General features: G+C 66.8%; 3 protein-coding genes. All 3 read right to left on the bottom strand.

Going from position 1 to position 6,738, the window contains the following annotated elements:
• Positions 1-1,814, bottom strand: a 1,814-nt coding sequence (locus RHBS_RS22110) for an AMP-binding protein (protein ID WP_145977566.1), incomplete at its 3' end; no start/stop codon positions are given.
• The gene (locus RHBS_RS22115) at positions 1,811-2,731 is read right to left on the bottom strand and encodes a TauD/TfdA family dioxygenase (RefSeq protein ID WP_187298597.1); all 921 of its coding nucleotides are present in this window, start codon (positions 2,729-2,731) and stop codon (positions 1,811-1,813) included. The genes RHBS_RS22110 and RHBS_RS22115, both read right to left, overlap by 4 nt.
• On the bottom strand, positions 2,728-6,738 hold a 4,011-nt coding region (locus RHBS_RS22120; protein ID WP_145977567.1), incomplete at its 5' end, for a condensation domain-containing protein. The genes RHBS_RS22115 and RHBS_RS22120, both read right to left, overlap by 4 nt.

Raw genomic sequence — 6,738 nt, forward strand, 5'->3', positions numbered from 1 at the left:
TCCGCCGTCGGTTCGAGGCCTTCGGACACAGCCGGCCGGTCCGCGTGCCGGGCGAGGGCCGCGACGTCGACCTTGCCCACCTCGGTACGAGGAATCTCGGCCACCCAACGCACCTGGCTGGTGCGCAATTCGCGTCGCCAGGTGGTGTCGACTCGTTCTCGCACCGATCCGAGCACATCGTCCCGCTGTTGCGGTGCGCATTCGACGACGACTTCGATCCCGCCGTCCACCACGACCACGGCGGCTCTGGTCACCCCCGGGACGACGGCGATATCGTTGCGCAGAGCCTCGAGGTCGGTGCGGACTCCGTTGACCTTCACTTCGGCATCGGTACGGCCGAGATAGACCAGCCCGTCGGACGTGGCTCGCACCCGGTCGCCGGTCGCGTACATCCTGGTGCCCGATCCGGTTCCGCAGTCCACTGCCATGGGCAGGAACGAAGCCGCGGTGCGACGCGTGTCGCCGTGGTAGCCCCGCGCAACGCTGTCGCCCGCGATGTGCAGGGTCCCGACAGCGCCTACGGGTACTGGGGTGAGGCGGTCATCGAGTACCACTGCGACCGAACCACGGATCGCGGCGCCGATGGGCGTGCGATCGCGTCTGCGGGTGACCTCGCGCAACCACGTTGCGTTGGAGGTGCATTCGGACGGTCCGTACAGGTTGACGATACGTACGCCCGGCCACAGAGCCCGGGTGCGGTCGACCAGAACCGGATCGAGCGCCTCACCACCGAGCAGTAGCGTTCCCTGCGTCGTGATCGGACGGTGCGTCGCCACGTCCAGGAATTGATTCCACACGGCCGGCACCGTGTTGATCGACACGTTGTCTATCGCAGTGGCGCGGTCGATCTCCCGTAGTACGTCGCCCGACTCGGGCAGCACCACCGTGCCCCCGGCGGTGAGCTGCCCCCAGATCTGCTTGACGATGGCGTCGAATTCAGGAGCGCTGAGGACCGGCATGGTCACCCCTGGGCCGCAGAGGTTCTCGGCCTCGAGAAAAGCGCAGTAGGCCGACAACTGAGCCCGTTCGACGACGATCGCCTTCGGCTTCCCCGACGTTCCCGACGTGAACTGCACGTACGCGGCGGCGGAGGCCGACGTTCGATCGAACCCGCCGGAGGCCGATTCCTGATCCGAGGCGATGGTCGATGCGATGCGGGCATAACCGGATTCGTCGTCGGAGGACAACAACAGATAGGCGCGCCCCGAGATCAGGGCTCCGAGCAGTTCCACCACCGAACCGATCGACCGATCGAATCGCACCGCAACCACCTGACCGGCTCGTGATGCATCGAGTTCGTCGGCACGTACCTCGGCAGCGCGGACCAGGTCCGCATAGTCGACAGTCGCGGTAGCGGAACGAATGGCAGTGCGGTCGGGTGTGATTCGGGCATGTGTGCGGATGCGCTCGACGACATCGACGTTCTCGAACTGTTCCGCCGCGGGCAAGGGCACGTGACCGGCGATACCCGCGTCGAGTCGGCGTGCCGTTTCGGTCGCGATGGAGTGCGCGACCAACGAATCGAGTGTCCACCCGTCCGCCTGCCCCGAGACCTCCACCCGTTCGGATGTGGCGGTGATGATGATGTCACCGGCGTCCACCACCCAACCGGCACCGGTACGCGTCGTCCGTAGCGAACCGATAGTGCCTTCCCCCAACAGAAACGGTGTCAGCGCAGCATGGACGGCGGCCTCGACAGCATCGACGGAGGTGTCGGCCACGTGCGCCCTCACCCCGTTCGGTTCGTGGCCCGCACTGTCGTCGACCGCGACCCAGGCCCCGGCCAAACGAGCGAACAACGTATCGGCGGTCATACCCAACTCCCCTCTCCGGTCATGCACACCCGCACCTCCCGGGAGCCGGTGTACGGCTGCCGTCCGTGTGCGAAGCGGCGATTGTCGACGATGGTCAGATCTCCTGCCGCCCAGGGCACAGCGGTCGATGTCGCGTCGACCGCATCACGTACCGCGCTGATGTCGGATTCGACGAACGGCGTGCCGTCACCGAGCAGAGTGTTCTTGGGAATTCCGTCCTCACCCACGACGTCGAGCAAGTCCTCTCGCACTCCTGACGGCAGCGTGCGCACGTTGAACGCGACCATCTGGTTGAACCACGACTCGACGCCGCCCTCGCTGTCTCGGTACGCAGGCAGAGTCCACGACGACGTGACGACGTCACCGTCGATCCGCACGTCCTCTCCGCGTCGGGCGGCAGCGTCGAGAAGCTCGGCCTCGTCGTTCACGCCGTACGCGCTGCGCCAGTCGGTGCCGAGCAGCGGGTGAAAGGCGCGCCGGTACCGGATGCCGAGGAGACGGAGCCGCTCGGCAAGCGCGCTCGGAATTCGCTCGGCGATCGCCACCGTCGATGCAAGCGGAGTGGCCCCGCCGGAACGTGGAGGTTGCGCACAGCAGAATGCGAGATAGAGCGGCCAGGTACGCGAGTACGCCATCTCCGAGTGCAGATCGATCGCATACTCGGACGGGAAATCCGTGGACGAGTACACGTTTCGATCGATTCGGGTACGCGGCGTTGCGCCGCCGTGGTACTCGAGTGGCGCAGCGCCCGTCACGGTTTCGGTGATCGCGTCGAACTCGCGAACTGCCTCCCCGAGACCGCGCAGACGCAGCACGCCCTCGGTCGTGAGAATCTCGCGGAGTTCGATCAGATGAGAATCGATCCAACCGGTCGCGTCGGCCCCGACGTCGATCGCCGTGCTGGTGGTGGTGGTCAACGTGTGCTCCTCGGTGCAGAGTCGGCTGTGGTGCTGATGGGCAGATCGGGAACGCGTCGGTCCGTGGAATCGGCAGGCTCGGCGAGCTCGGCCAGGATCGCGAGAAGATCCTTCAGGATGCGGTGTCCGTCCTGCTCGGTCACCTGCTCCAGATCGCAGTTGAGGGTCACCTCGATGCCCGACGCGCCGCCGTGGTCGATCACCGACGCGGTCACCGCAAGGCCCGTGCGTTCACGGGTCGACAGCACATCGACGGGGCGACCGAGAAACTCTGCGGCCGAACCGGTTCCTCGCGCGTCGTCGACGATCACCGCGGTCTCGTACATGGCACCGACACCGGCGGTGACGACATCATTTGGATCATGTTCGTGCACATCGGATTCAGCCTCTGTTCGCAGAGCGCTGTGCATCGACTTCAGCAGAACGTCGACATCGGCGGGCAGTCGCACATCCAGCGTGCGGGTTTCGATGTACATGCCGGGCGCATCGTCGTGGCCCGCCGGACGGTGTTGTCCCACACTGCCGAACCGCACGTGCGGACCGGACCGGCCGAGCAGCAGTGCCCAGCCGGCGTGGGCAAGTGATGCCAGAGTGACACCGCGTCGGGCGGCGGCCCGCCGGAGTTGCCGAGCAGCCCCCGGTTCGACAGAGCGGGTCAGATCGATGTTCCCGTGGCCCGCCGCGGGTGCGTCCGGATCGAGTGGTGGCAGCAGCGTGGCCGGGGAACGGTCGAGAGAGGGGGGTCGTTGCCGATTCGCCGATACCACCATGTGCAGGAGCATCCGGTGATCGGCGTCCGTCGGCACGGGGCGATCGAAGTAGTGATCGTTTATGTGCTGCAGCAGCATTCGGACAGTCCAGCCATCGGCGACGAGATGATGGAAGGTCAGGATCAGTGCACCGTTCGAGATGGTCGCCCGAAAGAGCGCGGAACCTTCTGCGAGAGAATCGACTTCGATCCCGGCATCGAGGGTGTCGGACACGAAGACCGGTTCGGCGTGCGCTCGCACCACCAGGATCGGATCGGCGAGCCCCTCCCATACGATGTCGCCGCGTAGAAGCGGCATCACCGCGACCGCGGATCGGACGGCTGCGCACAGCCGGTCGACCTCGACGCCGTCCGGCAGTCTCAGGACGATCTGCTCGACGTATGCAGCAGCGGGATCGGAACCGCTGCGCAGGTACATCGCCTCCTGTACCTCGGTGAGCGGCGCGAGGGCCTCGACAGGCCCGGAAGCAAGTACGTCGTCGATCGTGTTGCCGCGCAGATCGATCGCACACAGTCCTGCCTCGACCGCAATCGGCCGGGCCGTCGTCGCGGCTGTCACCGCCGCCACGATCGCATCCGCGACCAGTTCCGCCGACTCCCCGTCCACGTGTTCGACCGCCACGACGAATTCCGCGCCTCTGAACCAGGCGTCGATCTGTACGGCGACCGGTCGCGCGGCGTGCGCGGCACGCAGGTGCCCCTCGCCGTACGCACCCGCCGAGCCCGTCCGATCGGCGTCGAGTCTCCCGACGTAGTTCACGCCGACGTGTGGACGCAGTCCCGGGCACGGGTCCGACCCGAGGACGTACCGCAGGAACGTGGGCAGCTGGCCGGTCGCGCCGAGACACGTTCGCCTCGAGCGGATCTCGGATATCTGCTCACCCGGTGTCGCGGGGTGCACCGGAACCGCGGACAGTCCGGTGAACCACCCGACGGTTCGGGTCAGATCGATACCCTCCGCATCGAGCTCACGTCCGTGCGTCTCGACTTCGATGACGACCGGCGCTGCACCTGCTGTCTCGGCGTACGCCGTGACCGCCGCCGACTGCAGGATCTCCTCGACACTGGCACCGACGGCTGCCGTCGCCGCGTCGATCACCGCGGCGGGAACACTTCGGTGCACCGAGACCGCGTCGCCCTCGGTGCCCGGATCGACGCGTCCGGCATCAGCGCCCATCGGCCTCAGTCCTCGATAGGCCGCGCGGCATCGCTCGTACGCACCGGGCGCGCTCGCGTCGGAGGCCAGCCATTGCACCCACTCGTGAACGCTGGTGCGCTCGGACGGAAGACGAGCGCCGTCGTTGCCGTGAGCGATGGCCTCGATCAGGTCGCCCGCAACGATGTGCAGGGACACGACATCCATGACGAGGTGATGCGCCAGCACGATGATCGTGGCCGCACCCGAGTCCATCGCTCGGACGACGCCGAAACCGATCGGTGTGCCGTTGTCGATGCCGACTCGGCCGGTCAACATGTTGAACACCCGCTTGCACGCGTTCGTCACTTCGTGTTCGACCGTGTCGAAGAAGAACAGAACAGGGCATGCCTCCGTGAGAACGAACTCCCGAACCGAGTCCGTCTCTTCGAGTCGGACTCGAAGCATGGGGTGTACGCGAAGCACCTCCGCTACTGCCGCGTCCACGTGGGCACTGTCCGGCAGGAAGTCCAGATCGAGCCGAATTGCCATGTTCCACTGTGCGATCGGCTCGCTCGACACGCGATCGCTGAACCAGTGCACTGCCGGCGGTAGAAGTCGGCTGCGATTCGGCTGGGTACCGTCGGCCATGGCAGACGGGTCGACGGATGCGGTTGCCACCAGGGCATCGACGGTGCCGTCGGCGAGGGCTACCCGTACGTCGAGTACGACACCGCTGCGCCGCACTATCGCCGACAGTTCCAGCGCACGCAGCGAATCGCCTCCGGCGGAAACGAACCCGACGTTTCGATCGGTGACTCCGAGAACCTCCCGCACCGCCGAGGTGACGATCCCGTCGATGTCGGCGGCGTCGCCGGGGTCACCCACGGCTGAGGTACCGGCGAGAATCCGAGTGCGCAACGCGACGTCGTCCACTTTCCCGTTTCGGGTCAGCGGCAACTCGGGGACCACGTGCACACGCGACGGCACCAGATGGGCAGGCAGGGTGGTTCCCATTGCCGCACGAACGGACCGAGCGTCCCTGTCTCGAACCACGACAACGCATTCGATGCGCACCGCCACACCGTCGCTGGGTGCTACGAGCAGTGCGCGCGCCGAGACCACGCCGTCCACTGCAACCGCCGCGGTCTCGATCTCGGCCGGATCGACTCGGTATCCTCGGACCTTCGCCTGACGGTCGACCCGGCCGACGAACGTGATGGAACCGTCGGCAGCCCTGAACCCCAGATCTGCAGTGCGATACATCCGTTCGCCGGCCGATGCTCCGGTGACCGAGTTCGGCCGGAACGCATCGGCCGTACTTCGGGGGTCTCCCAGATAGCCTGCGGCCAGAATGCCGGTCAGCCAGATCTCGCCGATCACGCCGTCGGCGACCTGCAGCAGATCGGGGCCGAGGACCGCAGCACCGCGGCCCGGCTGCGACGTGCCGATCGGGAGTGGATCGATCACCCGGCCGTCGACGCGGTGGGCGAGCGCCGTCACCACCGCCTCCGTCGGGCCGTACGCGTTCCAGAGCGCCACCCCGTCCGGTACGCGAGTTGCCCACGCCGGCAACGCCTCTCCACCGACGATGACCGTGCGCACGGTCGGGGGTAGCGCAGCGGAGGTGAACTGGGTCCAATAGCCTGTGGGCGGGTTGAACACGGTGACGGCGAAGTCGTTCAGGAACTGTGCGAGTTCGGTCGGCGCAACGATGTCCTTCGGTCTGCCCACCGCAGTAGCACCGACATACAGTGCACCCAACAACTGTTCGAGCGACGCATCGAAGGCCACGGAGCCGAACACCAACACGACGTCGGTCGGCCGATAGTCGAAACGCGAGCACGTACCGGAAAGATGGCGAGCAAGTGCGCCGTGCTCCACAGCGATCACCTTGGGCTCACCGGTGGTGCCGGACGTGAAGATCAGGTACGCGAGATGGTCGGCCGAGCTCGCCCCGGACCTCGACGGCAGCGCCACGGTCGACCGCACGGCCCGCTCGCCCGGCACCAACGACCAGTGCGCACCGGATCGGGCGAGCATGGTGTCGATTCGCTGGGCCGGAAGGTCGTCGTCGACGACCAGCCAGGTGCACCCACGGTC

It is taken from the genome of Rhodococcus sp. BS-15, assembly GCF_000813105.1.
Taxonomy (GTDB): domain Bacteria; phylum Actinomycetota; class Actinomycetes; order Mycobacteriales; family Mycobacteriaceae; genus Rhodococcoides.